This window comes from Streptomyces sp. NPDC002574 (genome assembly GCF_042889545.1).
In the GTDB taxonomy this organism is placed as follows: Bacteria; Actinomycetota; Actinomycetes; order Streptomycetales; family Streptomycetaceae; genus Actinacidiphila.
On sequence record NZ_JBIARB010000020.1, the window covers coordinates 1 to 26064 of the forward strand.

At 68.6% G+C, this 26064-nt stretch carries 29 protein-coding genes and 1 pseudogene; 16 read left to right on the forward strand and 14 right to left on the reverse strand.

Going from position 1 to position 26064, the window contains the following annotated elements:
- Window positions 1-190 precede the first annotated feature (190 nt).
- The 8 genes from ACFYXS_RS35465 (at window position 191) to ACFYXS_RS35500 (ending at window position 5290) form a co-directional block, all read left to right on the forward strand.
- Window positions 191-1381 carry a serine/threonine-protein kinase gene (locus ACFYXS_RS35465; RefSeq protein WP_389255872.1) on the forward strand — a complete coding sequence of 397 codons (1191 nt, stop codon included), beginning with the start codon at window positions 191-193 and terminating at the stop codon, window positions 1379-1381.
- Between the two features lie 96 nt (window positions 1382-1477).
- Window positions 1478-2182 carry a hypothetical protein gene (locus ACFYXS_RS35470; protein ID WP_389255874.1) on the forward strand — a complete coding sequence of 235 codons (705 nt, stop codon included), beginning with the start codon at window positions 1478-1480 and terminating at the stop codon, window positions 2180-2182.
- A 120-nt stretch (window positions 2183-2302) separates the two neighbouring features.
- Window positions 2303-2713 carry a head decoration protein gene (locus ACFYXS_RS35475; protein WP_389255876.1) on the forward strand — a complete coding sequence of 137 codons (411 nt, stop codon included), beginning with the start codon at window positions 2303-2305 and terminating at the stop codon, window positions 2711-2713.
- 18 nt (window positions 2714-2731) lie between these two features.
- Window positions 2732-3670, forward strand: coding sequence for a major capsid protein (locus ACFYXS_RS35480; RefSeq protein WP_389255878.1), 939 nt, complete (start codon window positions 2732-2734; stop codon window positions 3668-3670).
- Between the two features lie 114 nt (window positions 3671-3784).
- Window positions 3785-4063, forward strand: a complete 279-nt coding sequence (locus ACFYXS_RS35485; RefSeq protein ID WP_389255880.1) for a hypothetical protein — start codon at window positions 3785-3787, stop codon at window positions 4061-4063.
- A 74-nt stretch (window positions 4064-4137) separates the two neighbouring features.
- Window positions 4138-4464: a hypothetical protein gene (locus ACFYXS_RS35490; protein WP_389255882.1), complete on the forward strand. Its 327-nt coding sequence runs from the start codon at window positions 4138-4140 to the stop codon at window positions 4462-4464.
- A 2-nt stretch (window positions 4465-4466) separates the two neighbouring features.
- A complete protein-coding gene (locus tag ACFYXS_RS35495; RefSeq protein ID WP_389255884.1) occupies window positions 4467-4988 on the forward strand; it encodes a hypothetical protein in 522 nt (173 codons plus the stop codon).
- A gap of 77 nt (window positions 4989-5065) precedes the next feature.
- Complete coding sequence (locus tag ACFYXS_RS35500) at window positions 5066-5290, forward strand: hypothetical protein (RefSeq protein WP_389255886.1); 225 nt, start codon at window positions 5066-5068, stop codon at window positions 5288-5290.
- 329 nt (window positions 5291-5619) lie between these two features.
- Here the strand turns inward: ACFYXS_RS35500 and ACFYXS_RS35505 are convergent, their stop codons facing one another.
- Entirely contained in the window at window positions 5620-6000 is a 381-nt protein-coding gene (locus tag ACFYXS_RS35505; protein WP_389255888.1) for a hypothetical protein, read from the reverse strand.
- 293 nt (window positions 6001-6293) lie between these two features.
- Here ACFYXS_RS35505 and ACFYXS_RS35510 point away from each other — a divergent pair, with 293 nt between their 5' ends.
- From ACFYXS_RS35510 to ACFYXS_RS35520, 3 genes are all read left to right on the forward strand, one after another.
- Window positions 6294-6911: a hypothetical protein gene (locus ACFYXS_RS35510; RefSeq protein WP_389255890.1), complete on the forward strand. Its 618-nt coding sequence runs from the start codon at window positions 6294-6296 to the stop codon at window positions 6909-6911.
- 118 nt (window positions 6912-7029) lie between these two features.
- Entirely contained in the window at window positions 7030-7353 is a 324-nt protein-coding gene (locus ACFYXS_RS35515) for a plasmid stabilization protein (RefSeq protein ID WP_389255892.1), read from the forward strand.
- A 98-nt stretch (window positions 7354-7451) separates the two neighbouring features.
- A complete protein-coding gene (locus ACFYXS_RS35520; protein ID WP_389255894.1) occupies window positions 7452-7607 on the forward strand; it encodes a DUF6131 family protein in 156 nt (51 codons plus the stop codon).
- An 86-nt stretch (window positions 7608-7693) separates the two neighbouring features.
- On the opposite strand, the gene ACFYXS_RS35525 is transcribed toward ACFYXS_RS35520, so the two are convergent.
- From ACFYXS_RS35525 to ACFYXS_RS35560, 8 genes are all read right to left on the reverse strand, one after another.
- The gene (locus tag ACFYXS_RS35525; protein ID WP_389255896.1) at window positions 7694-8254 is read right to left on the reverse strand and encodes a MarR family winged helix-turn-helix transcriptional regulator; all 561 of its coding nucleotides are present in this window, start codon (window positions 8252-8254) and stop codon (window positions 7694-7696) included.
- Window positions 8255-8302: 48 nt separating this feature from the next.
- Entirely contained in the window at window positions 8303-8734 is a 432-nt protein-coding gene (locus ACFYXS_RS35530; RefSeq protein ID WP_389255898.1) for an STAS domain-containing protein, read from the reverse strand.
- Window positions 8731-9825, reverse strand: coding sequence for a B12-binding domain-containing protein (locus tag ACFYXS_RS35535; RefSeq protein ID WP_389255900.1), 1095 nt, complete (start codon window positions 9823-9825; stop codon window positions 8731-8733). Before ACFYXS_RS35535 ends, ACFYXS_RS35530 begins: the two co-directional genes overlap by 4 nt.
- Window positions 9822-11444: a SpoIIE family protein phosphatase gene (locus ACFYXS_RS35540; RefSeq protein ID WP_389255902.1), complete on the reverse strand. Its 1623-nt coding sequence runs from the start codon at window positions 11442-11444 to the stop codon at window positions 9822-9824. Before ACFYXS_RS35540 ends, ACFYXS_RS35535 begins: the two co-directional genes overlap by 4 nt.
- 526 nt (window positions 11445-11970) lie before the next feature.
- The gene (locus ACFYXS_RS35545) at window positions 11971-12822 is read right to left on the reverse strand and encodes an RNA polymerase sigma factor SigF (protein ID WP_389255904.1); all 852 of its coding nucleotides are present in this window, start codon (window positions 12820-12822) and stop codon (window positions 11971-11973) included.
- Between the two features lie 169 nt (window positions 12823-12991).
- Window positions 12992-13423: a response regulator gene (locus ACFYXS_RS35550; RefSeq protein WP_389255906.1), complete on the reverse strand. Its 432-nt coding sequence runs from the start codon at window positions 13421-13423 to the stop codon at window positions 12992-12994.
- Window positions 13420-13776 carry a hypothetical protein gene (locus ACFYXS_RS35555; protein WP_389255908.1) on the reverse strand — a complete coding sequence of 119 codons (357 nt, stop codon included), beginning with the start codon at window positions 13774-13776 and terminating at the stop codon, window positions 13420-13422. The genes ACFYXS_RS35550 and ACFYXS_RS35555 overlap by 4 nt, the downstream gene beginning before the upstream one ends.
- Before the next feature lie 701 nt (window positions 13777-14477).
- Entirely contained in the window at window positions 14478-15149 is a 672-nt protein-coding gene (locus ACFYXS_RS35560; RefSeq protein ID WP_389255910.1) for an HSP18 transcriptional regulator, read from the reverse strand.
- A gap of 127 nt (window positions 15150-15276) precedes the next feature.
- Here ACFYXS_RS35560 and ACFYXS_RS35565 point away from each other — a divergent pair, with 127 nt between their 5' ends.
- From ACFYXS_RS35565 to ACFYXS_RS35575, 3 genes are all read left to right on the forward strand, one after another.
- Window positions 15277-15711 carry an Hsp20/alpha crystallin family protein gene (locus ACFYXS_RS35565; RefSeq protein ID WP_389255912.1) on the forward strand — a complete coding sequence of 145 codons (435 nt, stop codon included), beginning with the start codon at window positions 15277-15279 and terminating at the stop codon, window positions 15709-15711.
- A 111-nt stretch (window positions 15712-15822) separates the two neighbouring features.
- The gene (locus ACFYXS_RS35570) at window positions 15823-16212 is read left to right on the forward strand and encodes a DUF2267 domain-containing protein (RefSeq protein WP_389255914.1); all 390 of its coding nucleotides are present in this window, start codon (window positions 15823-15825) and stop codon (window positions 16210-16212) included.
- Window positions 16213-16291: 79 nt separating this feature from the next.
- Window positions 16292-16723, forward strand: a complete 432-nt coding sequence (locus ACFYXS_RS35575; protein ID WP_389255916.1) for a DUF2267 domain-containing protein — start codon at window positions 16292-16294, stop codon at window positions 16721-16723.
- 369 nt (window positions 16724-17092) lie between these two features.
- On the opposite strand, the gene ACFYXS_RS35580 is transcribed toward ACFYXS_RS35575, so the two are convergent.
- Window positions 17093-17461: a hypothetical protein gene (locus ACFYXS_RS35580; protein WP_389255918.1), complete on the reverse strand. Its 369-nt coding sequence runs from the start codon at window positions 17459-17461 to the stop codon at window positions 17093-17095.
- Window positions 17462-17793: 332 nt separating this feature from the next.
- Between ACFYXS_RS35580 and ACFYXS_RS35585 the strand changes: the two genes are divergently transcribed.
- Complete coding sequence (locus ACFYXS_RS35585; RefSeq protein WP_389255920.1) at window positions 17794-20094, forward strand: catalase; 2301 nt, start codon at window positions 17794-17796, stop codon at window positions 20092-20094.
- A gap of 245 nt (window positions 20095-20339) precedes the next feature.
- Here the strand turns inward: ACFYXS_RS35585 and ACFYXS_RS35590 are convergent.
- The 3 genes and pseudogenes from ACFYXS_RS35590 to ACFYXS_RS35600 all read right to left on the reverse strand — a co-directional run.
- Window positions 20340-20757 (reverse strand): annotated as a pseudogene (locus tag ACFYXS_RS35590) (alcohol dehydrogenase catalytic domain-containing protein); the annotation flags it as partial.
- A 79-nt stretch (window positions 20758-20836) separates the two neighbouring features.
- Complete coding sequence (locus ACFYXS_RS35595) at window positions 20837-21823, reverse strand: SRPBCC family protein (RefSeq protein WP_389255922.1); 987 nt, start codon at window positions 21821-21823, stop codon at window positions 20837-20839.
- Window positions 21824-21827: 4 nt separating this feature from the next.
- Window positions 21828-22580, reverse strand: a complete 753-nt coding sequence (locus tag ACFYXS_RS35600; protein ID WP_389255924.1) for a histone protein — start codon at window positions 22578-22580, stop codon at window positions 21828-21830.
- 662 nt (window positions 22581-23242) lie between these two features.
- Between ACFYXS_RS35600 and ACFYXS_RS35605 the strand changes: the two genes are divergently transcribed.
- The gene (locus tag ACFYXS_RS35605; protein WP_389255926.1) at window positions 23243-23803 is read left to right on the forward strand and encodes a hemerythrin domain-containing protein; all 561 of its coding nucleotides are present in this window, start codon (window positions 23243-23245) and stop codon (window positions 23801-23803) included.
- A 1252-nt stretch (window positions 23804-25055) separates the two neighbouring features.
- On the opposite strand, the gene ACFYXS_RS35610 is transcribed toward ACFYXS_RS35605, so the two are convergent.
- Window positions 25056-25364 carry a hypothetical protein gene (locus tag ACFYXS_RS35610; RefSeq protein WP_389255928.1) on the reverse strand — a complete coding sequence of 103 codons (309 nt, stop codon included), beginning with the start codon at window positions 25362-25364 and terminating at the stop codon, window positions 25056-25058.
- Window positions 25365-26064: the final 700 nt, after the last annotated feature.

Genomic DNA, 26064 nt, shown 5'->3' on the forward strand with positions numbered 1-26064 from the left:
CCGGTGGCCGTTTGTCTATGCGGGCACCAACCCGTACGCCGGAGCAAACCCCCGGATCAGGTCCACCCCGCTACACCACTTCCAAGGACGCAACCCCAGGTTTGTAGGCTGAATCGCGCTGCGCCGTAAATATTTTTCATCGGTAGGTGTGGCACCCAACTGTTGTCGTGGGTCAAGGGACGGTGCGGGCGTGCTGGTGGCGGAGCGGTATCGACTGGACGAGCCGCTGGGCCGTGGGGGTATGGGCGAGGTGTGGCGCGCTGCCGACCAGGTGCTCGGCAGAGCGGTGGCGGTCAAACTGATGCTGCCGGGTGAGGCGGATGCCGAGGCCGCCGGCCGGTTTCGCCTGGAGGCCCAGACAGCGGCCCGTCTCAACCATCCCCACGTCGTCGGCGTGTATGACTTCGGCGCGCATGCCGGCCAGTTTTACCTGGTGATGGAGCTGGTCAACGGGCACAGTCTGGCTCAGGAACTGGCTACGCATGGTTCTGTGGACTCTTTGCGGGCGTCGGAGATCGGTGCTCAGGCCGCGGCTGGTCTGGCTGCGGCGCACCGGCAGGGTGTCATCCACCGTGACATCAAGCCGGCCAATGTGATGCTGACCACCGATGGCAGCGTGAAGATCGCCGACTTCGGGATCGCTCGCTTCACCGATGAGGCCTCCAGGGCGCTCACCGCCACCGGCCGGGTGATGGGCTCCAGCGGCTACCTGGCACCGGAGCGGGCGCTGGGTCGCCCGGCCGAACCCGCCTCGGATGTGTATGCCCTCGGCTGCGTCCTGTACGAGCTGCTCACCGGCCGCCCCCCGTTCGTCGGAGAGTCCGCGCTGGCAGTGATCCACCAGCACGTCGACGCGGCACCGGTTCCCGTCAGACAGCTCAACCCGGCGGTGCCGGGCGCTCTCGCGGACTACATCCTGTCGCTGCTGGCCAAGGAGCCGGGCCAACGTCCCACCGCCGAACAGATAGCCGGCTGGCTCGCCGTCTCGGCAGGCCAGAACGACAAGCCGCAGGCGGCCATGCCCGCTGGCACCGAGCCGACGCCTACGGCAGTCCTGCCCGACGCCGCTCCGTCCCGCCTGTACGGGCGCGGTGCCGCGCAGCAGCGGCGCATTCGAATCCTTATCGGTGTTGCCGTGGTCGCCGTGTTCGGGACTGCGGCCGCCGTCGGTGCGGCCTGGAGCTCCGATGACGGCGGCTCATCGTCACCCGGGCCGGCATCCTCTCCCTCCTCTGTTGTCACTGCGCCCTCCGTACCCTCTGGCGAAGTCTCCACGCCGGTAACTGTCTCGTCGCCGTCATCGCAGACCCCGTCGGGCCCTCGCGGCAAGGGTGAAGATCACAAAGGCAAGGATCACAAGAAGCACGGTCACGACGACTGACGAGCATCACTCAGTAGCGCGGCGCGGCACGGGATTCCTGGCGGACTACACTGATCGTCGGCGCGGGGGCGCTGCTGCTGGAGGACTGGATCCCGCATGGACAGGCTTCTGCCCGACCCCCGTACGCTCGTCGGTCGCCGGCGTGACGGCCGCCCCATCTTTCCGATCCTGGGCGCTGACCCCACCGATCCGTCCAACCAGCAGCTGCCGCCCGGCCCGGTCACGGACCTGGCTGGACCGCCGACGGTCGGGCATCCGCTCGACCAGGAGGCGCTGAACCGACTGCTGGCCCGCGAGAAGCAGCAGGGCGAACGTGCTGCGGTCCGCAAGCTCGTCGAGCAGCTGGGATTCGCCAAGACCGACGAACTGACGGCGTTCGTGCAGTCGCAGCGTGACGCGCAGGCCGCGCAGCTCTCCGAGATCGAGCGCCGTGAGCAGGCCGCCGCCGCGGCGACGACCGCCGCAGAGCAGCGCGAGGCGCAGGCCATCGTCCGTGAGCGTGCCGCGATCCGCCGCGCCGCACTCGTGGCGCTCGGAGCGACCGGTGACGACCTGCTGGACGCCGAACGGCTCCTGGTCGTCGAGGACGACGCCGACGAGGACGCCATCGCCGAGGCCGCTGCCGCCCTGCAGACGCGCAGGCCCGAGCTGTTCTCCGCGCCCGCCCCGGATCTGGTGCCGCCTGCCGCGCCCGGTGGTTCCCCCGCGGGTGATCCGCCGGCGCGCGGCGCCAACATGCCCAAGCCCGGCCAGCAGGGCGAGGCGATGGCGCGCCGGCGCGGCTACATCACCAGCGGCTGAACTTCCCACCGGCGGGTCAAGGCCGGACCTACGGGGACCACGCCCCTCCCACGTGGACGACGCCACCGGTCGGTGAGCGGACGGACTGCCCCACTCGTCTGATCGTCCACGGGAGGACTCATGACCGTTCAGCCGGTCACCACCACCCAGAGCCTGACGGCCGACCGGTCCTGGCTTGCCAGCCTTCACGGAACGCGCGACGTCGACTCCATCACCCTCGACCTGTCCACGTTCGTATCCGGCACCCACTACATGCCGTCGGCCGACACGAACGTCCCCTACAGCCGTCTCCTGTCGGGCCTGCCGGTCGGCAAGATCACCGCCAGTGGCCTGTACGGGCTGTACGCCACCGGGGCCGCCGACGGCCGGCAGAACCTGGCCGGCTTCATCTTCGCCGAGGTGCTGTTCGCGCCCGCCCAGACGAAGGTCGGGGCCGCGCTGCTGTGGCACGGCTCGGTGAAGACCGCCAAGCTCCCCGTCGCCGTTGCGGCGGTCGCCCCGTCCGCCCTCTGCCAGATCCGCTTCGTGTAGAGAAGGAGGCCCGCACTCATGACCATCCAGGACCTGATCAAGGGCGTCACCGTCAAGGACCTGACGACGTTCGCCCGTGCCATCCCCACCCCGGCTGACTTCCTGCTCACGCAGACGATCTTCCCGAAGGTGAAGGTTGCCGACGTGATGTGGCGGATCAAGAACCAGGGCCGGTACGTCAACGCGGCGAAGTACCGCAGCTACGACTCCAGCGTGCCGTTCGCGGACCGCCAGGCGTGGACGACCAGCACCCAGGGCATGCTGCCCGCCCTGGGCCAGAAGCTTCTCGTCGGCGAGATGGAGATCCTGCTGCAGGAGGCATCTCGCGGCGCCGACCAGGACCGCCTGATCGAGCTGCTGTACGACGACGTCGAGCGGCACGTCGAGGCGGTCAACTCCCGCCTGGAGCTGGCCGCCGGCGATGTCCTCACCGACGGCAAGTTCTCCCTCTCGGGGGAGAACGGGCTGACGATGGACCTCGACTTCCAGGTGCCGGCGTCGAACATGCCGACCGCTCCGGTGGCGTGGTCCGACTCGACTTCGGACCCCATCAAGGACGAGCTGGGGTGGCTGGACTACCTCGACTCCATCAGCGCTCCGTTCCCGGAGCTGGTCCTGACCAGCCGCCGCGCGAGCTCGTACCTGGGGAGGAACGATGCCTACCGGGCTGCGTACTACGGCTCGGTGAACCCGTCGAACGCGCCGACGGCGACGCTGACGCCGCAGCAGGTCAACGTGGTGCGCGGCAACTACAACCTGCCGCCGATCGAGCTGTACAAGGGGCAGGTGCGGGTCGACGGCGCCAACGTGCGGCCGCTGCCCGACGACCGGTGGGTGATGGTGCCGCCGGACCGCACCAAGTGGGGCCAGACCATGTACGGCACCACGGCGGAGTCCCTGGTGCTGTCCCGCGGCTCCAACCCGGAGATCACCCGCGCGAGGACGCGCCGTGCCTGATCATCACCAAGGGCACGCAGGACGACCCGCCGCAGGTGTGGAGCAAGGGCGCGGCCGTGGCCATGCCCGTGCTGTTCACGCCGGACTGCCACATCGTGGCGAAGGTGCTGTGACATGGGACGGCGACTGGCGACAGCGGTGCACCTGGAGCCCCCCGAGACGCACGAACTGCTGATCCTGCAGCCCGGCGACGAGCCGGATGAGGTGGTGGCCGCGGCCATCACCAACCCGGACGCGTGGGAGGAGGACCCGGAGGCGCTGACGCTCGACGACCCGGCACTGATCGGGGAGCAGCCGCCCACGCCGGCGTTCGACGATCCGGAACCGGAGCCCACACCCGCGGCCGAGGCGAAGCCCCGGACCCGGACGCGCAAGCAGGCCGACGAGAAGTAGTCCGGCCTGGCCCGGCATCCCTGTCCCACGCGCAGGGGTGCCGGGCCGCGCCACTCCCTGAAAGGACCCCGCCCGTGGACCCCGCAGTCCTGGCCTGGCTACTGTCGCAGCTGGGCCCCGCCACCGACCAGAGCGACCTGCAGACCCGCTACGGCCGGCTGGGCAGCGCGCGACCTGTCGCCCTGGAAGTGCTGTCCGAACGGCGCGCCAGACTCCTGGCCGAGCCACTGCAGCTGACCGTCAACGGCATCGTCACCCTCGACAACAGCAACTACCTCACCGGCCTGGAACGACAGATCACCGACGTGCAGGGCGCCCAGGCCCCCGACGACATCGCAGACGGCTCCGAGCTGGTCGTCGCCCCGCTGCGGCGCCGCACCTACCGCTGGGAACGGCTGTAGCCGTGGCATACGAGTTCGCTCCGCTCGAGCCCGGCGACGCCGACGTGGTCGCCCGCCGGGTCGCCGCAGTACTGCAGGACGCCTGGCAGCGCCTCGCCGACCAGCAGGCCGCCGTCCTTGCCACGCTGGTCGAGCACGGCAGGGCCCCGCACATCGTCGCCCGCACAGCAGAGTTCCAGGCAGCCATCACCGACTTCCAGCAGCGCGTCGACGCTGAGGCCCGTGCGTTCGTCGGCCTCCAGTTGCCCCACCTGTACGAGCAGGGCGCCCAGGCCGCTGCCAAGGCGGTGGGCGGCCGGTTCACGTGGACCCTCATCCACACCGAGGCCCTGCAGGCGCTCGCCGCGGACTCCTACGCCGACTTCCTGGTCCGCTCCCAGGAGGAGCAGCGCATTGCCGGCGCGTTCTACCGGGCCGTGCGGGAGGCCTCACGCCGCGAAATACCGATGCTGGCCGCAGGGAACACCACGGCGCTGCAGGCCGCAAGGTCGTTCGCCGATCGGCTGGCGCCGAGCACCAGCTGACCTACGTCGTCTACCGCAACGGCGCCCGGTACCCGGTGCAGGCGTGGGCGGAGTCGGCGACGCTCACCAAGAGCGCGGTGGCCTACAACGCGGGCACCCTGAACCGGGCGCGGGAAGCCGGCGTGCTGCACATGGAGGTCTTTGACGGCGCCGACTGCGGGTGGACCAGCCACCAGGACCCGGACAAGGCCACAGGCACGCTGCGTACGGTCGAGGAGGCTGCGGCGTGGCCGATCTCCCACCCACGATGCGGGCGGGCGCTCGGGCCACTCCCGCGGCCCGACGTCACCGTTGAAGCGTGAGCGTCGGACGGCCCGAAGCGGCACGGTGTGCGTCGGGGTCATATGCGGCGCCGGCCGATGGTCCTTCCATAGCACTGCCCCGCCGCCCGAGCGAGTGAGGCGGCGGGGCAGTGCTATGGAAGGACCTGATCACGCCAGTCGCGAGCCCCGCTGCGAGGTGTGGAGACCCGGCAAGCGCGAGCGGGGCCGCACTTCCAGGATGCGCCTCTACCGGGTTGCGGTCATCCTGGCCAGCTGCGTGATGGTCTACTCTCCGTCGGACACCAGACTGGGCCGTCATGTTCCCGACGCGGTAGAGAAGACATTGGCCGCCAGTCTGGGCGCACGTGCTACGGGTTCCGTTCCCGATGCTGGTTCTGCGGGTCGACGCTTGTGTATTCCGAGGCGTCCTCACTTCCGCTGGGGCGTGCGGAGCGGCCACGGCGCCCGGTGTCCTCCACCCCCTTCTTGCCGGATTTCCCGGCCCGCTCCTCGCCGCTACGGGAGACGTCCTTCACCGGTGTGCCTTCCAGCGACTCCTCGATCTCCTGCTGACTCGGCTCGCGGTTCCCTCCTCCGGGCGCGTAGGTGTCCGGATGGAAGGAGCGGTGCGCGCTCGGGTTCTCCTCCTGCCGTGTGGCGTCCACGTCGGGAGACCATCCGTGCTGGTCATCGCCCTTGAATCGGCTCGGACCCTCGCCGTGCGGAGGCTCACTCTTCTTCTTCGACATCCCGGGTTCCTTCCCTCCGGAAGCGATAGACATATTTGAACCCTATGCCGTATATGACCCCGCTGCGCTTCCTGCGGGTCGACGGGGTCGGCAGGCACCGGGCCTGCGAGCCGCACATCGTCCGCCCTCTGGGCCGCGCCCAGCGGACGGGCAGGTCCCTGCTCGCCGCCCGGCAGGGGATCGGCTCGTTCGTACCAGCCGCGATGGCGGCGGCAGCCGCATTGGGTCACGGTGAGAAACGTCGGCGGTCGCCGTCGGCAGACAGTGAGATCGCCATCCAAGGAGCCGGGAGCATGTCCGAACGCAATACGGTGTTGCGCAGTTTGCATGATGTGGGACTGGCTGCGTGGTTCGGCGGCTCCCTGATGGGCGCGGTCGGCCTGAACGGCGCTGCCCAGGCCGAAGGCGGGAGCGAGAGAAGAACCGCTCGGATGGCCGCTTCGGGATGGGAGAGGTGGAGCCCGGTCAATGCCGCAGCCATCGGATGCCACCTGATCGGCGCCAGCGGCTTGCTCGCGGTGAACGCATCCCGCGTCGCCGCTCAGCAAGGCGTGGCAGCATCCACCCTGGCCAAGACGGTCCTCACCGGGGCCGCTCTGGCCGCCACCGCCTACAGCGGCCTGCTGGGAAGGAAGATCAAGCTCGCCTCCTCCGACCGCCCAGAAGACGTGCAGAAGGCGACTGAGCATCCCGTCGACATCACCACAGCGCAGCGCCATCTGGCGTGCATGCAATGGCTGGTGCCGGCGCTGACCGGCGGCCTGGTGATCCTCAACGCGCTGCACGGAGAACAGCAGCGCCCCGCACAGCAGGTCCACGGCATGTGGCAGCGCGCCCGCTTCCTCGCCGAGCACACCCCCTCACTGCCCACCCATGCGCCCACCGTCCCCAACTGGCACCTGACGCACTGACGATGGGACGAAGCGGGCCCGCCGAGGGGAATAGAGCCCTCAGAGTCAGGGTGAGGACGGGATGTGCGGGGCTGCGCCCCTTCCAACGGACACACAGCGCTGAATGAGGTGAATGGAAATGCCAGCAGGATCGAACCGCAAGCGCGAGCGGCAGTACGAGCACATCAAAGAGAGCGCTCAGGAACGCGGCGAGAGCGAGAAGCGTGCCGAGGAAATCGCCGCTCGTACCGTCAACAAGGAGCGCGCCCGCGCCGGCGAGTCCAGGACCGCCAGCCGCAGTTCCACCGACGACATGTCCTCTGGACGCCGCGGTGGGCAGCGGTCGGGCAATGGCTCGCAGGGGCCGACCCGAGACCAGCTGTACGCGGAGGCCAAGCGCCGGAAGATCGACGGCCGGTCCCACATGAACAAGGCCGAACTCAAGCGCGCGCTCGACAACTAGGCGATCGAGCGGCTCGGCGCACACGCGAACCCGGGGCCAGGAGGAAATAGTACGCAGGCGCACCACCGCGCATGGGGGGCTGATCTACGGAGGGCACCATGCTTGTCTTGGGCATCATTCTGCTGATCGTCGGCTTCCTCACAGGAATCTCGATCCTGTGGACCATCGGGATCATCCTGGTGGTCATCGGCCTCGTGCTGTGGGTCATGGGAGCCTTGGGTCACGCAGTTGGCGGCCGGCGGCACTACTGGTAGGCGCGGCTGAGCTCACTTCGTCCACAATCTTCACAGGTCGCCGCCCGCGTCAGGAGCAGGCCTGGCACGTTGCTGGGCGCCGCGCTTCAGTGTGCCAGCATCGACGGGGCAGTCGCCATATCACTGACGGGCTCTAGGCCTCGGCGCAGGAATTGGGCTGGCACGTGTGCGCCGGGTCTGCTGTCTTCCTCGTTGTCGGCGGCGGTGAGCTGCGCGGCGAGTCCGGTGAGACCTCGTGCCAGCGCACGAAGTTCACTCGCCGGCATGCGGTGGATGGCTTGGTAGAGCATGGCCTCGCGCTGATCGCGGATGCCCTGAAGGTATTTCTTTCCGGCTGGGCTGAGTCGGAGGGTGATTTCGCGGCCGCTCTCCGGGTGCGGGAGGCGTTCGAGGAAGCCGACGGCCTGGAGGCGGTCGCACATGCGGCTGACGTTCGGCGGCGACGAGGCCAGCAGGTCACAGACAGCGCGCATCCTTATACCGTCCTGCCGGTCGACGACATACATCAGCCGCAGCTGTGAGGTGGAAGCGGGTGCGGTGGCGCCCCTTGAGCGTTCCCACATGACGTCGAGGAGCTCGGTAATGCTGCTGACGGACTGGGAGGCCTCACAGCAGATCCTGCTGGGGGCGGCTTCGCGTGCGGGCATGACTCCCCGTCGTAGTGTGCTCTGCCCGATGAGAGGCCGGGCAGTCGCTCAGGTGGTGCCGTCCGGTCCGGTGAAGCGGGCCGCTTGCGTTTTCCCCCGGGTCATCGGGGGTTTTGCCATGTTCTGCTGCGAGCTCGTGGAGCGGGTGGGGGTCGTCGTCGTGAGGTATTCGAGCGTACCGGTGATGGCGAGGAGCCGGTCCAGCTTGGCGGACCGGTCGTCCAGGTGGAGACGTGCCCTGGCCGCCCTGGTGCGGCGGCCGATCATCAGCAGGACGGATAGCCCCATGGAGTCGACGGTGCCGATCCCCGCGCAGTGCAGGTGCAGGTCTTTCAGATGTGGGCGGGCATCGAGTTGGGCGGTGACCTCGTCCGACAGAAGTTCGACGTTGTCGCAGTCGAGGTCCCCGGTGATCTCTATGTGGACCGTGTCCTCGGTGTAGACCGTGGCCAGTTGGAGTGCCGGGGGCCGCGTGGTCATGCGGGTGTTCCGGCGGGGGTGGAATGGTCGGTCGTGAGGGCGCCGACTCCGCGCTGGAGGGTGCGGGTGGCCCGGGGGAAGTCCTTGAGCTCACGCGCGAAGATGTTCAGGGCAGGCGGCAGTGACTGCGCGGGCACACCTCGCGCTTGGAGGATCTTGGCGGTCCAGGTGATGAACTCGGTGAAGATGTCCTCGTCGCCGAGGTACAGGGCGGTGGCGAGAAACTCCGCGATATGTGCGAGGTCTTCTGCCGTGCGCTCCCGCTGCAGGTCGTCGTAGGTGCGCATGGCGGGGAACGCGTCTTCCATGGCGAGGAAGACGGTCCGCACCAGGGAGTCGCTGCTGCGGACCACCATCGTGTATTCGTGGTCGGCCAGATGCGGCAGATCGTCCATCTGCTGGTGGTCGACCTGCGGCCGCGGCAGGGGCCCCTCGGCGAGCCGGTCGGCGGCGGTACGAGCATCGGGAGCCCATGCTTCGGCGCCCAGCAACTGCGCGTACCGGCCGTCCGGCCCGAACGCGGCGCCGCCGACCAGGACAGGGACTCCGATGGCCTGGCATGCGGTGATCGCCGCATGCGCGGTGGGGAGCCGTGTGGCGATCGAGCTGGACAAGGCGACCGCGTCGGCCTTCGTGGTGTGCAGGTGGGAGATGAGATGCGGCGCGGGGACCTGCGCTCCGAGGTAGTCGACCTGCCAGCCGCGCAACTTCAGCACCTCGGCCACCAACCGGGCGGGCAGAGCGTGCCATTCACCGTCCACGCACGCCACCGTGATCCGGCTCCGGTGGGGAGTCCTCCGGGCGGCGGGGTGCAGGGCGAGCGCGGCGACGGCGCGTTCGTTGATGGAGGTCGCGGCGTGCTCCTGCGCGACGCTGATGCGGTTCGCTGCCCATTCTTCACCGACTTTGCCCTGGACCGCCGCGATCACGTCCAAGAGGACGGATTCCGGGTCGATGTCGTCGTCGAGGGCACGCACGACGACCTCGATGGCGGAGTACTCGTCTCTGGCCGTCACGGACTTCCACAACTGGTCCGACAGCTCACGCAGGCGGGCACTGTCCGAGAGGCGAGGCGGGGTGCTCGTGCTCATGCGGTGTACCTGCCCCGGGTGTTGCCGTTCACCGCGCTCAGGTGATGGGTGCGGGGGGCGGAGATGGCGACGACGGCCATGTCGTCGTGACGGCGGTTGCCGAGCCACTGGGAGGCGAGCATCTGGACGTGCTCCACGATGCCCTCCGACGGCATTCCGGCGCATCCGGCGAGGGCGCGCTTGAGTCGTTCTTCACCGAAGAGGGCGTCCCCCATGGGGCCGCCCTCGGCCTCGGTGATTCCGTCGGTGTACAGGATGCAGGCCTCCCCGGGGGCGAGTGTGACGGTCGTGGTGCGGGCGGGCACGTCCGGCAGGGCCCCGACAAGGGTGCCGCGGGTGTCGGCTTCCTCGACGGTGCAGTTCGCGCGGATGATCAGCGGCTGCGGGTGGCCGGCGCTGGTCAGCCGCACGTGCACATCGCTGCCCTTACGGACGGCGGAAGCCAGGACCAGTGTCGCGAACCGGGCGTGGTGGGAGGTGAGCAGTGCTGTGTTGAGCAAGGTGAGCATCCGCTGGTGGTCGTCCGCCAGGGGCAGCAGCGCATGCAGGGTGCTGCGGATCTTGCCCGTGAGGACGGCGGCCTCCAGGCCCTTCCCGCACACGTCGCCCAAAGTCACCAGCGAGGGCTCGCCCTCAACGGTGGCGGGGTAGACGTCGTAGAAATCCCCGCCGATCCGCTCATGGTCCGCCGATGGGCGGTAACTGCCGGCGTAGTCCACTCCGGAGATCTGGCGCAGTGTCGGGGGCAGCAGCTCCCGCATCAGCGCCTCGGTAATGGCCGTCTGCTCCGCATACAGGCGGGCAGCCGACATCGCTGCCCCGGAACGTGCGGCGAAAAGGCGTGCGAAGACTTCTTCCTCTTCGGTGAAGGCGGCGCTGCCCTCCTTGCGCAGCAGGACCAGCGCACCGGCCGGGACGCCGTGCCCGGGCAGCGGAGTGATCACCAGTGCTCCGATGGGGCCGAAGCCGTCGGGGATCATCCATTGCGGCGCCACCGACGGGTCGATCCACCGGGAGGGCACCGGCGGGAACCCGCGCAGGGCTTCGCCGAGTCCGGGCACGTCGTCGGGGTCGACCGCCTCCTGCGACGTGGTGGGGACACCGCCGCGCAAACAGGTCACCACGGGCAGCCGGTGACCGCGGGCCGGTGCGATGGCCAGAGCCGCGTCGGCAAGGTTCTCGGCGGCCAATTGCGCAGTCACGTCCATGCAGCGCCCCAGGTTGAGTGAGGAGAGCAGGATGGTGGATGCCTTCACGAGGAACGCGGTCCGCTGCCGCTCCGTGCGCAGGGCTTCACGGGCGAGTTGGTGCTCGGTGTCGTCCACCAGCCACCACGCCACCGTGCCGTCGTCCCGCACGCTGGGGTACGCCTCGAAACGGCGCGCTTCGATGGCACCGGACACCGGCGCGCCCGACTCCTGCACGGCGCGAGGGCCGGCCGGCCGCATCGCCTGGTGGGCGGCGGCCAACCAGGCCGGGACCACGTCGGCCAGGCGTCTCCCGGGGCGGGCCACGGGCAGAAGCGCTTGTGCGGCGCCGTTGTGCTGTAGGAGAGTGCCCGCCGCGTCAGCGACCAGGACCGGGTAGGGGGCGCGGTCCCACGGGAAGTCCGGCTCCATGTCTGTGACGGTCTGCGATCGGGTGGAGACCAAATATCGAGGACCCGCTGGGCGAATCCCTCACCTCACCAACTCGAAAGGAATCATTTCCTTCCGGCAACAATCCCCCATGGGTCGTACGCCTGACAACCCGCCCCCGTCCCCACCCCACCATCTGCACACATATGAAGGCGATGTGCGGGTCGGGGGCCGGGCGGACGACACCTCCGGTGGTCTGGCTCCGGCGCTGTTCACGCCGCGAGCCGGCCCGCCCCCTCTGGACAGCGGGCCCGCAGCCCTTGGAAAGCCGCTTCCAAGCCCTTGGCGTTCAGGCAGAGCCGAGGACGCGACGGCCTTCTTTGAGGAGCACCGCGGTGTGGGCCGAACCCCACGCCCGTGCGAGCGGCGGCAGTTGAGCGACATTAAATGAATGTGCGTCAGCTTGCTGAATGCTCAGCGGGCGGCCGCGAGCTGAAATCACTGTGACGCCAGCGGCGGCTCCGTCCCCGCCTCCACTGGGGACGGAGCCGCGCGTCTTGGGTGTCGGCTACGGAAGGGCCAGTGCTTGGGTGCGGAGGCGGGTGAGGATCCTGGTCAGGAGACGGGAAACCTGCATCTGGGAGATGCCAAGGCGTTCGCCGATCTGCGCCTGGGTCATGTCGTGGCCGAACCTGAGGGACAGGATCAGCCGGTCCCGTTCCGGCAGCGCCTGGATCAGCGGCTTGACCGCCTCAATCTCCTCCACCTTCCCGAAGGCGTTGTCGTCGTAGCCCAGCCGCTCTGCCCAGCCGTTCCCGCTGTCGCTCTCCTCGGCGGGCGGCGCGTCCAGGGATGCGGCGGAGTAGGCGTTGGCGGCCGTCATCGCCTCCACGACCTCGTCCTCGCCGATCTCCAGGCGGGCCGCGAGTTCGGCCACCGTCGGCGCCCGGTCCAGCTCGACAGCCAAGAAGTCGGTCGCCTTGGCCAGGTCCAGGCGCAGCTCCTGCAGCCGCCGCGGCACGTGGACCGACCAGCTCGTGTCGCGGAAGAACCGCTTCATCTCGCCCACGATGGTCGGGAGCGCGAAGGTCACGAACTCCACCCCGTAGTCGGGGTCGAACCGGTCGACCGCCTTGATCAGACCGATCGTGCCGACCTGCAGGATGTCCTCCATCTGATCCGCGCGCTGGGAGAAGCGGCGGGCCGCGAAGTGCACCAGCGCCGTATTCATCTCGATCAGCGTGTTACGGACGTACTGGTAGTCGGCAGTGCCCTCTTCCAGCGTCTGCAGGCGGGCGAACATCACCTTGGAGACCTGCCGGACCTCCGGGGTCGTCATCGCCCCGGACGCCTCCGCAAGCGCCTCCGGCGCACCGAAGACCTGCGCCGTCTCAACCGCGTCACCGGCCAATACCTGCATCCCCGCACCCTCCTTAGCCCGCGCTACGTTGCTTCTGCCCTGAGCTCCCATGGCATCACCCACCTGCCCCGGATCACGCCCGACATTCGAACCCCTCAGCGAAGTGCGGCGGCCCGGCGACCGCTACCCAAAACCAGCACGGAAAGCCAGCGGCCCGGTGGCAGCGGCGCTACTGCCGCGGCAGCTTGGTGACGGTGTCGAGGTAGAAGGCGTCGATGCTCTGCACGGCCCGCTCGAAGTCGTCGAGGTTGACGGGCTTGGTGACGTAGGCGTTCGCGTGCTGCCGGTAGGCGCCGGAGACGTCGTCGGGCGCGGAGGAGGTGGTCAGGACCACGACCGGGATCATCCGCAGGTCCTCGTCGGTCTTGATGACGGCCAGCAGCTCGCGGCCGTTCATGCGCGGCATGTTCAGGTCCAGCACGATCAGGTGCGGTCGCGGGTTGGCCGGATCACGAAGGTAGTCGAGGGCCGCCATGCCGTCCTCGACCTGCGTGATGTTGCGGGTGCCGTGTGCGGTGAGGGCGTCCTCGATGAGCATGGCGTCAGCGGCGTCGTCCTCGACCAGCAGCACGTCGTAGGGGCGGGCGGGGGCGATCATCATCGGGAGCTCCGGGGAGTGGCGTGGGGGGTGGGGTCGTGGGTGATCAGTCCCGGCCATCGGCGGCGGGCGCCCTGCCGGGTCATGTTGGAGGCTCTGCCGATCTGCGGATAACCGGCACCGGCCTCGGCCGCCTCATGGGCAGCGTTCTCTTCCAGGCGCTCGATGGCCTGCCGGAGATGGACCAGCATGTGCAGATGTGCCAGGGCCTCCGCCTGGGCGGGCGACTGCTCGCCCCACGGCAAGCGCTCGAAGGCGCGAGCGACCAGGTCCCGGACAAGGTCATCGACCGCGCCGGCGGTGAGCGCGGCGATTTCCTCCTCGCTCATCCGCAAGGAAAAGTGGATGCCAGGCATGTTCACACTGTAGGCGCACACCCCCGAAGACGACAACAAAGGTTGTCGCCCCACCGGGTTGCGGGCGAGTGCGGTCGCGCGAGTCGCTGTGCGTCTCCGCCTCCCTCACACCAAGCGTGCGGTGGCGAGCGTGACCGTGCATGCGCCCCGGAGGGCGTCACGGCACGGTGAGCTGAGCAGAGACTCGACCCCCGCCGCAGCCGTGCGGCGGGGGTCGACTCATGGTGGAGGGTCCGCCTGGGGGTGAGCGGAGGCCTCTACTCCCACACAATTTGGTGCCGATCTTGAAGGCGCGCACGCCGGGCGCGGCCGGTTGGGTGAGGGGCGGCTCCGTACTGAGGAGGCTGTGGTTCGGCTAGGCGGGACCGCATCACCAGGCTGCACACCTCCGGCAGTCGGCCCCGGGTGACGGCGACAGAGCCCCTGCCGCTACCCGGCAGCAGGGGCTCTGTCATGGCTGGCGACCGGAGGGGGCCCAGCATGCCTGCCGCTCCCACGCTGCCCAGCCTCCCCGGCGCGCGCCCGTCGACTGCCGCCTCTCGGGTGACGGCTTCCGGCGCAGCCCTGTGCGGAGACCCGGGACTACGCCGGACCGCTTATCGCGCGACACTCGGCCAGGCAGAAGCCCAGCTGCGACGAAGGTACCTCTCTTCCGGAATGCGCCTCATTCCCGCCGAGGTCAGCCTCGCCAGGTGGCCGTATTAGTCCCTACGACGCTGTTGGTGGCTGCTTCGGCGCAGCCGATCGGTGTGGCGGGTGAGGCTGCCGACAGCAGCGGCGAGCTCGGGGTAGCCGGACTCCAAAAAGGGATGCGTGGCGGCGAGGGGAGCCAGCAGACCGGCCGCGTCATCGTGGGCCAGGGCGCGGTCCACGGCTGCGACAGCGGGGCGTGCCGATTCGGGCAGGTCGGTCAATGCAGTGACCTGTGCGGCGAGCCGGCGCAAGTCGGCGGCTTTGTCCCGGGCCCACACATTGACCGAGCGATCAGCGGCCCGGCCGTCGCGGGTGGCTTTCACGCGCTGCTCCCCTGTGGTGCCGGCCGCTCCTGGCCGCAGGCGCAGATAGCGGCGCTCGGCCGCCTGCCGGCTCGCGACGCCGAGCGGATCGGCCAGATCGGCCCAGCTCGCACCAGCGGCGCGGGCGGTCTCGATCAGGCCACTCTCCCAGCGGGCGAGTTGCTCGCGCACCTCACGCAGAAGAAACAGTGAGGCCAGCGCCTCCTGCGGTCCGTCGTCAGGGCTGGGTTGTGGCGCGGTGCCGTCGGTGGCGCGGGCCACACGAAGGGCCTCCTCGATGGCGGCCAGAGCGGTCGTGGCGGCGAGGAACGAAACGGCTGTGTCGTCGGGCGTTCGGGCGGCTGGGTCGGTCGTCAATGAAGTACTCCCCGCTTGTCATCCTTTCGACGACACATCATTTGTCATCGCTTGGATGACATGCTACAACGGAAGGCAGGTGAAGCGCATTGGCAGCTACTGCCCGAACGCTTGGAGGTGTTTCACGATGTTGATGCGCACCGACCCGTTCCGTGAACTGGACCGTCTGGCCCAGCAGATGCTGGGAGGGACCGGCACCTGGTCCCGGCCCACCGCTATGCCCATGGACGCCTACCGCGAGGGCGACCAGTACGTGATTGTCTTCGACCTGCCCGGCATTTCGCCTGAGGCGATCGACATCGACGTGGAACGGAACATGCTCACCGTCAAGGCCGAGCGACGACCCGTGGCCAAGGCCGAGGACGTGCAGATGGAGCTGTCCGAGCGGCCGCTGGGTGTCTTCTCCCGGCAGTTGGTGCTCGCCGACACCCTCGACACCGATCACATCCAGGCCGACTACGACGCCGGCGTCCTCACGCTGCGCATCCCTGTCGCGGAACGGGCCAAGCCCCGCAAGATCTCCATCACCTCGGCCGACGACCGCAAGCAGATCAGCGGCTGACCGGGCCCCGGGCCCACCCCTCACCGGGCAGCGGAGGACGGGCGGCCATTCCTTCGCCGTCGCCTGCCCGTCCTCCGCACCAGATACAAGCAAGGGGGAACATCCGTGGTCATGCGATCCGAATCGTTCCTGGCGCGGGTCCAGGAACGCGGCGAGTACCCCACACCGCATGAGGCGGACCGGGCGGCCCGCGTGGTGCTCGCCCTGCTGGGCGCACACGTGGTCGGCCGGGAACGCGCCGAACTCGCCGCACGGCTCCCGGAGACGTACGCGCTCATCCTGCTCAACCCCATGCAGGCCACCGAACCGCTGGACGCGGAGCGGTTCGTGCGGGCCACGGCCGCCTGGATCGAGGGCGCCACCGACCAGACCGCACGGTGGGACGTGGGCGCCGTGCTCAGCGTGGCCGCCGAGGAGGCCGGACCAGACCTTCTACGACGCCTCCTGCTGCAATTGCCCCCAGCCTACGACCTGCTGTTCGGCCACCTCGAACCCGGCTGACCCGGCCCGCAAGGGCGGGACGCATCCCCCCGCCCCCTCCCCTCGCATCCAGCACACAAAAACGAAAGGACACCCGCCGATGTCCCAGCAGCCTCAGACAACGCGCCCTGCAGCGGCGATGTCGTTCGAGCACATGGTCGAGCACGTGCGGAATGAGGGCGCCTACGCCACGAGTGAACGGGCCGAGCGGGCCGTACGCGACGTGCTCGCCGCTCTCGGCCGGCAGCTCACCAGCGAAGAGCGTGTCGCCCTGGCCGCCCGGCTGCCCTTCGAGGCCGCCCTTGAACTCACCGCCCAAATCCCTGCCACCCCCCGGACCGGCTTCGGCTTCGTCAGCGACCTGGCCACACGCACCGGTGGTACCCCGGCCACAGCACGCTGGGACGCGGGAACCGTCTTTGCCGTCCTTGCCCAACTCGCCGGGGACGACCTCATTACCCGCATCCTGAACCAGCTGCCCAACGGCTACGCCCTCCTGTTCGGCCGCGCCGAGCTCACGCTCTCTGCCTGACTGCCGCTCCGCAGGGCCTTCTCGGCTCGGCAGCCTTGAGTTCCCCTCCCAGGACGCGGACAGCCTGCTGGTGCGACCAGCCCGGGACGGGCGCAGAAGGCGCGCCCGCAGCCCGGGGGCAAGCCCACTGCTTTGATGCTGGCCCAGCGAAGCCGATGCACTGAACGTGCCGGCCTGCGTCGGTCCGCCATGCGCGAGCGGCGTCTGCCCTGAGGGGACCGAGCCCTGTCGTGGGCAGCTGATCATCGCGGGTCATTGGCCCGTTGCGGCGCCGACGGCCGTTCTGGCTGGTGCTCGCAGGTTGATCGGGCTGGTCAGAAGATTGAAGGACTGGTTGTGTTCCGTGCCGACCGCCGGCACTGACCCGGCTCAGGCGCCGCCAAACAACAGCAGAAGCGGCACTGGGAGGCAGACGGCTGCGGTGACCAGGGCGAGTGCGGCCACCGTGCTCAGCAGTCGGGTGCGCACGTCGTTGAAGCGCCGGGCGTACTCGAGGTGCAGTTGTTGGTCGCGGTCCCAGAAGCGGGTCAGCATCCCGCGGGCCACGTCGAGGCGGTCGACGGTATATAGCCGGACGACCTCGTCTCGCTGGGCGGTGGTCAGCCAAGGCATCCGGTCGGCGAACGCGGCCGCCGCGCTGTAGGCGTCGCCGATCTCGGCTTGCCAGGAGAGGAAGTCCTCACACCGGGCAATGCCGTCGGCGACAGCCGGACGCCAGGCCGCAGAGTCGGGCTTCATCCCTGCTCTCCCTCACCGAGGGGCTTCGCGGTGCCCTTGCCGGGTTCGATGACATCACGGCGGCCGGCATTGAGTTCTCCGCACACTGGCTCTGTCCTGGCCGGTGGTAGTTACGTCGTGCGGCGGTGTGCACAGCTGCCGCTCTCAGTCCCCGGACCAGGCATGACACCGCGGACCGCATTTTCCTTGCCCGAGGCCTTCCGCGTGCGGCGACCAGCATCCAGGGGTGAAATCCGCCGCGAACGGCGGACGTCCCATCCGGCCCTGTTTGCCCGCTTCCGGCAGTGGTTACCCGGAGGCGACGAGGTTTCCGAGGACGAGTGGAGGACGCCATGGCCAACGAGCCGGGGCCAGTCAAGAAGATCGTCGACAAGGTCATGGAAGTGGGCGCGGAGCTCACACCCGCAGCGCGGGCGGACCTTCCCGGCGTGCCCGCGAGCATGCCCCCCACGGTGGAGGAACCGGTCGAGCCGCACGCTCCGCTGCCGTCCAAGCCTGACCAGGGGGTTCCCACCCCGCTCAGCGCGACGGGACGCCCGGACGGCCCGTCCAGGACCGTGCGGGCGCAGGACGGGCCGTTCCTCACTACCGCGCAGGGGGCACGGCTGCCGGATTCCGACCATTCGCTCAAGGCCGGGCCGCGGGGCCCGGTTCTGCTGCAGGACCATCATCTGCGCGAGAAGGTCATGCACTTCGACCACGAGCGGATCCCGGAGCGGGTGGTGCACGCCCGTGGCGCTGCGGCGCACGGCGTCTTCCGGGGCTACGGCACGGCCGCGGAGGTGTGCGAGGCGGCCTTCCTCGCCAAGGACGTCGACACACCGGTCTTCGTGCGGTTCTCCACCGTGCTCGGCTCGCGGGGCTCTGCCGATACCGTGCGTGACACTCGGGGGTTCGCGACCAAGTTCTACACGTCCGAGGGTGTATTCGACCTCGTCGGCAACAACATCCCGGTATTCTTCATCCAGGACGCGATCAAGTTCCCGGACGTCATCCACGCCGGCAAGCCGCACCCGGACCGGGAAATCCCGCAGGCGCAGAGTGCTCATGACACCTTCTGGGACTTCGTGTCGCTGCACACCGAGGCCACCCACCACACCCTGTGGAACATGTCGGACCGCGGCATCCCGCGCTCGTTCCGCACCATGGAGGGCTTCGGCGTCCACACCTTCCGCCTCGTGAACTCAGCCGGCGCCACGACGCTGGTGAAGTTCCACTGGAAGCCGAAGCTCGGCGTGCACTCCCTGGTGTGGGAGGAGGCGCAGATGATCAGCGGTATGGACCCGGACTTCCACCGCCGTGATCTGGCCGACGCGATCGAGGCGGGCGCCTACCCGCAGTGGGAGCTGGGCATCCAGACGTTCCCCGACAGGCCGGAGCAGACGTTCCAGGGGATCGATCTGCTGGACCCGACGAAGATCGTCCCGGAGGAGCTGGCACCGGTGCAACCGGTGGGGCTGCTGACCCTCAACGCCAATCCCACCAACTTCTTCGCCGAGACCGAACAGGTCGCTTTCCACGTCGGCCACCTGGTCCCCGGCGTCGACATCACCGACGACCCGCTGCTGGCCGGGCGGCTCTTCTCCTACCTCGACACCCAGATCACCCGGCTGGGCGGGCCCAACTTCCCGCAGATCCCGATCAACCGTCCCCACGCGCCCGTGAACGACATGCTGCGTGACGGCTTCCACCAGGACGCGGTGCACACCGGTGTCGCCCCGTACAAGCCCAACTCCCTGGACGGCGGCTGCCCGTTCTTCGCCGGCGCCGAAGACCACGCGTACATCGAGTACCCCACGCCCATCGTCCCCTCGGTCAAGGTGCGCGAGGCACCGGCGTCCTTCGCGGACCATTACAGCCAGCCCCGGTTGTTCTGGCTGAGCCTGAGCCCGGTGGAACGCGAGCACACGATCGCCGCGTACACCTTCGAGCTCGGCAAGTGCTACGAGCAGGCGATCAAGGAACGCGCTCTGCGCGCCCTCGCCCACATTGACCCCTACCTTTGCCGGCAGGTCGCCCAGGGCCTGGGTCTGCCCGCCCCTGAGCCTTCCGAGCCCCTCGCCGACGTACAACCGAGTCCCGCACTGTCGCAGCTCGGCCAGACCTGGCCGACCGCCGGACGCGTCATCGGCATCGTCACCAATGGCACCGGCGACCTGGGCCCCGTCGACACCGTCCGCCGTTCCGTGCTGGCCAACGACATGGTCCCGCTGATCATCGCCCCTACCGGCGGCTCCCTCACGGGTGAGGGCACTGGCCCCGTCACCGTGCAGCGCACCTTTGCGACCGCGCGCTCCGTGGAATTCGACGCCCTGCTGCTGGCGGGGACTCCGGGACCGGCCGCCGACGCCCAGGGCGGGCGCGACGCCAAGGCAGGCGCCCCGGGGCTGGCCACCTCACCCGTGGACCCGCGCATCGTGCTGATGCTGCAGGAGGCCTACCGGCACGCGAAGCCGATCGGGGGCTGGGACGACGCGGACCTGGCCCTGCAGGCGGCCGGCATTGCTGCCGACGCAGTCGGCGTCATCACCGGCCCCGACGGTGAGGCCGCCCTCCGTGAGATCACCTCGCTGCTGGGCGCCCACCGCGTGTGGGAGCGGTTCCCGGCTCCGTCGGAGAGCGGCACCGCCTGAGCGGCCGCTCCCGCCTTGCCGGCGGTCTCCTCCGCCGAGCCCCCAGCCGGGCCCCCGAGGCCGCCGGCAAGGCGGGTCCCCTGCGTCGCGCTGCTCTCCGGCGGAAATCCACCGATCGGCGCTGGAAGAAGCGGGCGGTCGCCGTTCACCGCGATCATTCGACGGCGGCGCCGCGTGCCGCTGACCCGGGGCACGGGGCGTCACAGTTACTCTTCACAGCCCCTGTTGTGAACTTGCCGGGGACGGCCAGCGCATGCTCTGGGCACGGCCTGGACGCCGGGGACACGCCCGTACAGCTTGGTGTAGCCGAACAGCTCCGCTCCGCTGCCGTACTCGGTGACTTGAGTCGTCTCGCACTGCGTCGGCAGTCCTTCGCGGCACATGTAGCAGGTTCCGCACGCAATCTGGAACGGCACCACCACACGGTCGCCGGGAGAGAGGTTGCCTACCTCCGACCCGGTCTCCTCGACGATGCCCATCGGTTCGTGACCGAGGATGTCGCCGGGCGTCATCAACGGGGCCAGGACCTCGTAGAGATGTAGATCACCCGCACAAGCCGGTGGACGTCATGCGCACCACCGCGTCGGTGGGCTCTTCGATCCGGGGGTCGGGCACGGTCTCGACCCGAACGTCGTGCTTGCCGTGCCACACGATCGCCCTCATGACCGATCACTTCCTCGGGACGCTGACTGTGGACTGTCGCCGAACACGGCTTGGAACTGGGCGTGACGCGGAGCAGTGATCACCGGTACTGCCCTTCGTCCTCCTCTTCTTCCTCTTCTTCTCCGTCCTCATCCTCACCTTCGTCTTCCTCGTATTCGTCCTCGGGGAATTCGTCCTCAGCCTCTTCCTCTTCGGCGTCTTCCTCGACTTCCTCGTCCTGGTCGTCGGCTGCCTGCTCTTCTTCCTCAATGGCCTCTTCGTGGCTGCGGACCACCTCACCCTCACGGATTTCCCCGCGCCACCCTTCTGGTTCCTCGTCGGTCAACGTTACGTAGCGTTGGAAATGCTTGAAGTCCAGCCGTAGGCGCCGCCCCTGAACGCGCCAGATGTTGCCGGTCTTCTCGAAGAATCCGGAGGGGTAATACTCGACGACCAGCACGATGCGCGTCAGGGTGGGCGTCAGTTCATGGAAGCTGACGCAACCGCGCGTGGTGCCCTTGGCTCCCTCCGAGCTCCACGCGATGCGTTCGTCCGGGATCTGTTCCTGGACCGTGGCCTTCCAGCCGCGAGTGGAGGGACCGACCTTCACTTTCCAGTCGCTGTCGGCGTCCTTTCCCTTGGAGACGCTGCGGACGCCCTTGGTGAAGCTGCTGAACTTTTCGTACTGGGTCCAGTGGTCGTAGGCGTCGCGTATGGGTATGCCGACGTCAAGCACTTCGATGATGTTCATCACCTTCGTGGTGCCGGACCTGCGGCCTTTGCCACCGCCCCCGCCACCAAACGTCTCCTTGACCTTGCCGACCACACTGTCCTTGACGCTCTTCGCCTTCTCGCCGACCAAAGCCTTGACCGGTGAGTCACCTTGAAGCATCCGCAGGCCTGCCTTGGGGAGCACGCCGCCGTTCTCCGCCACACCCGTGAGTCCGCTGGTGATGTCACCCAGTTTGTCGCCGGCCTTGCCTGCCAGGTTCTCTGCCTGTGCTCCAATGAAATCCTTGAGGGCGCCACGTACTTGGTCCAGTCCCGAACCCTGCCCGTTTCCGGTGTCACGTGCCGTGTCGGCCATGGGTCTACCTCCGGCGTCCCGGGGATGCCTTCTTCGCCGCGGTCTTCTTCGCGGCACCCTTCTCCGGCTGAGCTGACGACTTCCTCGCTGCGGTGGTCTTCTTCGCGGGCGCTGACTTTTTGGCCACCGCCTTCTTCGCAGGAGCCGACTTCTTAGCAGGTGTCTTGCTGGTGGCGGCCCTCTCGGGATGCCGCTCACGACCGTGACCGCGTCGGGTACCGCGGTCGTCGTCCTCATCCGGCCGCCGGGCTGCGGGGCGACGCCGGGGCGCGGGCTTTTCCGGCTCTTCGTCTTCCTCCTTCGGTTCTTCTTCCTCGTTCTCTTCGTACTCGTCCTCAGCTTCCTCGTCCCCCTCTTCTTCGGGTTCTTCGTCCTCAGGCTCCTCCTCTTCCTCGTACTCGTCCCCCAACTCTTCGTCGTCGTCTTGCGGCTGATCCTTGCCCTTGCTGCCTATACGCTCGGTGCGCTGGTGCAAAGAGTCGGCGAAATCAGCGAGTTTGCGGTCGGCGACCGCCCTCAGCGCCTTGCGTCCTGCGTCGAGGGCCTCACCGCGGAGCTGCTCGTTGAGGTCGGCGAACTGGGGGAGCTCGCGAATCCTCTTGGCGCCCTCGGTCAGCAGTTGCTGTGGTTGCAGCCCGAACCGACGGCCGGCCAGGTAGGTGGCCATCCCGAACGCGACCCGTCCCTTTTTCGTCCGGCCCAGGACGTACCCGCCGAGAACCGCGGCGGCTAGGGCGACCTTAGGTACATCAGCCATCAGTGTTTTCCCTTCAAGGCGCTGCCGAGCAGACGCTCCGGCTGGCGAGTGACCCTGTGCAAGGGGCCCGCACCTCGCAGATGGAGGATCCGAATGGAGCAGCAGCCAGTGGCCGCGCTCATCGCTCCGCCCTCCCCAGTCTGGGCGGTGATTCCAGCGGTCGCACGCGGAGACCAAATCCACCCGCACGGAGTAGCCGCCGGCTCGTCTCGCTGATGCAGGTGACGGTCATGTCTGATCGACTGGCAACTTTGCGAATACGCGGGGACGGAGGGCGTGCCCGCCTGGATGCAACCGGTCCTTAAGACTCTCGCCCAGCTCACGGCCGCCATTGCGTGATGGCCAGAGACGGTGCCGGGAGCAGTTTCCGAAAGGCACCGTCTGGCTCCTTGGAGCAGTGAAGGACACTGCGGCCGGGAGCCGAGAGCGCGCAGCGGCCCAGGGCACCGCATACATCAGGACCCGTGTGTGCGGACGGTGCCAGCGCCGACCTCGCCCTGTGACGGGCACAGCGAGAGTCGGGAGGAGCGCCGGCCGGCAGTAGGGGAAGGTCATTCAGCCAGGTCCGTGGACCCGGATGGTGGCGTTAGCCGGTTGCGTATTTCGGGAACGGATCTGGGCTGAAGCTCGGGGACAGCCTGAACCGGGAGACGGTGAGCTGCATGGGACACGGCGGGAACGTCATTGAGGAACTGGTCGCCGATCATCGCGAGGTAGACAGCCTCCTCGGCAAGATCAGTGCGCTGCCCAAAGGTGACAAGGAGCGCAGGCGTCTGGCCGACGAGGTGACCACGGAACTGGTCCGTCACGCGGTGGCGGAGGAGATGTACCTCTACCCTGCGGTGCGGGAACACGTGCCCGGCGGCGATGCACTGGCGGACCAGGAACTCGAGGACCACGCCGGGATCGAACGGACCCTCAAGGATCTCGAAGGGCGCGACAGCGACGACCCGCAGTTCGACGAGCTGATCCAGCACCTGACCTCCGAGGTCAGCGAGCACGTCAGGGACGAGGAAAACCGCCTGTTCCCGATGCTCGCCCAGGCGTGCTCTGGAAAGCAGCTTGACGACCTCGGCGACAAGATCCGCACCGCCAAGAAGATGGCCCCCACTCGTCCTCACCCCAGCGCCCCCGACACCCCGCCGGGCAACAAGCTGCTCGCCCCCGGTGCGGGCCTGGTGGACCGAGTCCGCGACTTCGTCAGCGGCCGCGGCCGCTCCTGACCCTGGCCCCCAAGCTGGTGTACCGGTCAGCCCTGCCGTGACGACTGGTACGACGTGGTCCGCACCGGCTTGCGGGGCTTTGGGAGTAACTGGCGCTGGAGCGAGGTAGATGTATTGTGCGGCTCTGTCCAGCTCCACCTCGGATGGGGCCGCGCCGCTACGGCCACACTTCGGGGCCGCCGCCGCGCCACTCAACTACCTCTGGGTCGGTCAGGCTGAACCGATCGGGATTTAGCCCGGCGCGCCGCAAGACGTCCAGGAGCTCCGCCATTCGACGGGCGGATCCGGCGTAGCAGCCACGGACCGCGACCCGGCGATGGTGGTCGATGGGCGGATAGACGATGACGAGGGGCGGCTCAGCAGCAAGCATCTGCACAGGATGCCCATCGGTGGGGGGAAGCGCACTCTGGAATTGCGGCTTCGTTCGCGTTCGCCGAGAACCTGCCCAAGCGGATGGGGTCGCTCAGGTGGTGAGGGGGCCCCCGCCGCGTGTGCCGCGGCAGGGGTCACACCCAAACCCTCGGTCCGCCACCGCGCCAGTCGAAGAGGTCGGCGTCGGTGAGGTCGATGTCGTCCGGGTGAAGGCCCCGCTGCAGGAATTCAAGCAAGGTCGATCGGGCTGTGGGCGATGCCGAGAATCGTGCCGTCGATGCGGACGCCGCGGCCCCCGGTGTCCGAAGGCGGGCACGCGATCACGCGGCATTGCACCTGGCAAGCATGCCCCCGCCCGGTTGGAGGCGCATCCTGGATGTGCGACCCCGCTCGCGCACCCGGCAGGCCAGTGCCCGCGCAGCGGGGTCGCCCCCAGAAGCGGTCTGGCGCGCCTCTCATCCTCCATGACGGTGCCGCGCCGGACGCCATCACCCATTGGGCGTGCTTCGCGCGCGCCTGCGTGCAAGGGGGGGCAGGCTGGGGGTGCGAGCCCGAGGACACGGTCCGGAACCCGCCAAGTCCTCGCGCATGGGTGACCCCCACCGCCACGTAGGGGTGGTGGGGGTCAGCGCTGTCGGCGGATCCGTTGCCTGTGATGGCGGATCCCAACGCCGTGCCCATACCCCAGAGTGCTGCGGAACGGGATCGAGCGCACGGTGGAGGTGCGGCGCCGCCATCTTTGAATCGAAGGCTTCCGCTGCTGCGCCCAGGCGCCTGGTGAGTTTCAGCAGCCGACTACTCGGCGGTGGACCCGCGGCCGTAGTCGGCCCAGGTGCGGGACAACAAGAGGGGGAGTGTGAAACCCCTCCACCCCGCTCCGTCATTGCCAGGGGAGGGCCTTGTCCAGAGGCGATCCGATGCGACTGGCGGTGTCCTTGCCGGCAACGAAGGTGAGGGCACCGGTGACGATCAAGCTCCATCGCAGGCTGCTGGCGATGCCGGGTTGGGCGTCGATGGAGGGGATTAGCGGCAGGAGGGCACCGGCCGTAATGAGTGCCGCTGCAGGTCCAGCGCGTGTGACGACGCGACGGACGATGTTCCGTTCCATGACATGTTCGGGGGCGTTGGCCAGCAGAGCCACGTAATCGCCCCTTGCGAGGGCTTCGGTTGCCGCCATCAGCGAAGCCACGATGCGCTCTACGTCTTGCGGAGTCGCTGCCGTGACAATGGGCAGTCGGTGCCGGCGGTAGACCGCCGCGGCCCGAAGAGCGGGTTGCCGAAGCTCTCGTCGTACTGTGCGGGGACCTCGGAGCGGCAATGTCAAGTCGTGTTCGGCTAGTACGGCCAAGCGGTCAAGTCGGCGGCAGAGTAGGTAGATCGTTCCCGGCCTGCGTCGGCGGCGGCTTTCTGTGCAGAGTTCTGCTGCCAGGGCCGTTGTTTCCAACAACAGGCGGTCGGTGGGGCGGCATCGAGCAGCTATATGCCAGGGCATGTTCAGTCCGAAAGCAACCGTCAGTACGCGGTACGCCAACAGAACTACCCAGACCCCGTACCAGCCGTTCCAGAAGTGCCACGCCGTGGTGTGCTCTCTGACGTGAACCGTGACTGGCGAGACGGATACCTCCGCCAGGGCCGGAAGGGCGCATTGCACGGCCCAGGCACGTGAGGGCAAGGCGGTGATGCGCGGGTGTCGCCTGAGGACGGCATGAAACACCTTGGCACATAGGGCGGCGGCAAGGATCCCGCATGCCAGCGCGCCAACAGGGCCGGAGGACTGCAGTGTCGGGTCCGGAGGGGGAGGCATGGCACGGTAGTCCTCGATCGCCCCACGCGTAGCGCCTATGAGACCGCCAATGCTGATCCAGCTCAGAAGGATCATCAGGTTGTAC